Here is a 3,232-nt window from a genome sequence, read left to right as displayed (position 1 = left end):
GATTGGTATTTTGGCGACAATGATTTTGATTTCCCCATTGGTAATATTCAGATGACGGGTAAAACTAATGGTGCAATGATGAAGGGCTACAAGCCTAAGCTCACAGCCCTTGCTCCCACTTGGTCTATGGATAAGCTGGCTGAAAGATCTCTGGATTTTTGGCTGCAAACTGAAGATTTACCCAAGCCTGATAATCGGGTAACTGTTGATTCAACCGGTCAAATAACTTTAAGCTATTTAGCAACAAATGATCGTGCTTCTAGTGAATTGATGAATAGACTTGAGCGTGTACTTGAAAAATTATATCAGCAGGACCACTTGGCTGAGAGACAGATATATTTTGCTTCCGATATGGCAATCGCAGCAGTTGGCCATCAGGCTGGAACTTGTAGGTTTGGTACTAATCCAGAGGATTCAGTTCTCGATTTAAATTGCAAGGCCCACGACGTAGATAATTTATACGTAGTTGATACTAGCTTCTTCCCTAGCATTGGGGCCGTTAATCCATCTTTAACAGCTATCGCAAATGCTATCAGGGTATCAGAGCACTTAGTTGAGAGGTTAGGATGAATTCAACTCAATTTAGTCAATCTGCTGAATATGCAAGATTAGCAGAATCAAATTCTCGAGAAACTGATTGGCAATTGTGGGGAACGTACCTTCCAGAACGTCAATGGGGAACGGTCCGTGAATGTTATGAGGAGGATGGTGATGCATGGAAGGCTTTCCCCCATGATCATGCACGATCAAGGGTTTATCGGTGGGGTGATGATGGTTTGTTTGGTTGGACAGATCGCAATTGTCATCTTTGTTTTGCTCCCGCTTTTTGGAATGGTAGGGATCCAATTCTTAAGGAGCGCTTATTTGGATTAGCAAATCATGAGGGAAACCATGGCGAAGATGTTAAGGAAGCCTATTATCACTTAACTAATACTCCCACCCATAGCTATGCGAAAGCATTATATGTATATCCCATAAATGAATTTCCTTATGGTGAGCTTATTTCGGAGAACGCTAAAAGGTCCCGGGATCAAGTAGAATTTGAGTTGGAAGACACTGGAGTGTTGCAGGGAGATAAAGTTTTTCATTGTACAATTGAATACGCTAAAGACTATTTTAATGATACATTTATAAGGATATCCGTTGAAAATAAATCTAGCGAGCCAGCATACATAGCGGTGTTGCCAACTTTATGGATCAGAAATTCTTGGATGTGGGGTTATCCAGATATACTCGAATCTCAAATTACTATTTGTGACGATAATTCCTTATATGTTCCCGAATTGGTTGGCCCTGGTAAGCAAAGATATGAGTCTGAGATTTTAGCTGCTCAATATTTTTATTGTGATCAACAGTTTGAATGGGTGTTTACAAATAATGAGACTAATACACCCCTTTTGTTTAATCAGGAGTCAGACCAAGTTTACTTTAAAGATGCTTTTCACCGTTATCTAATTCAGGGCGAAAAAAGCGCAATTAATTACTTAAGTCAGGGATCTAAGGCCGCTATGTTGTGTGAATCTACCGTTCCCCCGGGGGAAACATGGACTATATATTGCCGTTTATCTGCTCATAAGCAATTAGATCCTTTTGGCGATGCCGAGGCATTAATTTCAAGAAGAGAAGAAGAAGCGAATGAATTTTATTCTTTATACCAGTGCATTAAAGGTGAGCAATTTTTTTCTGATTATCAGGTTTTTATAGCTGCATCATCAGGATTGCTCTGGTCTAAAAAATATTACGAATTAAATATTTATCGTTGGTTAAAAGGAGATCCAGGAAGTCCAATTCCACCAAAAAGTCGGTGGAATTCTGACCTTGGAAATTGGAAGTATCTTCATGCTCATGACATATTTCTTATGCCTGATGCGTGGGAATACCCATATTTTTGCAAGTGGGATTTGATGTTCCATGCTGTTGCAATGGCTGATTTAGATTCCTCATTCGCAAAACAACAAAGTATGATATTAAGAACCTCAAGATATGCTTCACCTAGTTCTCAGATTCCAGCATATGAATGGGCTTTTTCTGATGTTGATCCGCCGCTAGCTTCTTGGGCAACCTGGCGTATTTTTACAATTGATCGAAATCATACTGGCGTATCAGATTTTAATTTTCTAGCAGAGTCATTAAAAACCTTATTGTTGGAATATGGTTGGTGGGCAAGTCGTAATGCAAGGACGGATTCAGATCTATTTGATGGTGGTTTTCTTGGATTAGATAACATCTCTCCATTTGATCGTAGATATGCGTTAGCTGATGGAAGCCGGATTGAGCAGGCTGATGGTACTGCTTGGATGGCATTGCTCACTCTATATATGTTGAAGATTGTGTTGGCATTAAAACTTCGAGCAAAATCAATTCATACTAATGATAAGGTTGAACCGAGTGGTGAATTAGTTACACGGTTTGCTACTAGTTTTCTGCATTCTGTTTCTTCATTAAACAGTGAGGAAGAGCGTGGTTATCTCAACTGGGATGCTGTGGATGGTTTCTATTATGATTTACTTCGTCGTCCTGATGGTACTGCTGAATATATTAGGGTTAGATCTTTAACTGGAATTATCCCCTTACTTGCTGTTCAATCATTCAGTAGTGATGAGGTTAAATCGGAACCACGTCTTGATTTAGATACCTTGATAGGAAACTACTTAGATGTGCATGGTATTGATGATTTTAGTATGTCTATTTGCCATCTGGGCTCCTATTCTTCCGGCCGTGCATTGTTTTCTTTAGTTTCACCCTATCGATTGCGTAGGGTTTGTAGATGGCTATTTGATGAATCAGAGTTTTTATCAGAATATGGAATTCGCAGTCTCTCAAAATATTATGAACACCAACCGTTTTCAATGAATGTGGCGGGAATTACAGCAACCTTAAACTATTCTCCTGCAGATAGCCCTGTTGCTATGTTTGGTGGAAATTCAAACTGGCGAGGTCCAGTTTGGATGCCAATAAATTATCTATTGATCGAAGCTTTGCGCGAATATTATAGGGTTTTAGGTGATAAGTATCTTATCGAATATCCCACTTTTTCTGGTTGTTTTCTAACCTTGGATCAAATTGCTTACGATTTGGAATCTAGGTTGATTTCTCTTTTCAAACCGAGGGAAACCGGAAGAGCTCCATTTGTTAAGAATGGCTCTTATCTAGACCAAGCCTGTTTTGATTCGGAATTATTTAATTTTCACGAGTACTTTAACGGAGATAATGGTTGTGGCGTTGGTGCTAG

At 39.4% G+C, this 3,232-nt stretch carries 2 protein-coding genes; both read left to right on the top strand.

The window, feature by feature from the left end; translation table 11 throughout:
- Positions 1 to 570: GMC oxidoreductase (locus tag KB557_RS10075; RefSeq protein WP_255133836.1), on the top strand; the 570-nt coding region annotated here is incomplete at its 5' end.
- Positions 567 to 3,232 (top strand): glucosidase (locus KB557_RS10070; protein WP_255133834.1); only part of this gene is annotated, 2,666 nt, incomplete at its 3' end. The genes KB557_RS10075 and KB557_RS10070, both read left to right, overlap by 4 nt.

Origin of the sequence: Synechococcus sp. Cruz CV12-2-Slac-r, from assembly GCF_024346075.1 — a bacterium.
Classification (GTDB): domain Bacteria; phylum Cyanobacteriota; class Cyanobacteriia; order PCC-6307; family Cyanobiaceae; genus Synechococcus_D.
This window is presented reverse-complemented; position numbering and strand designations above follow the sequence as displayed.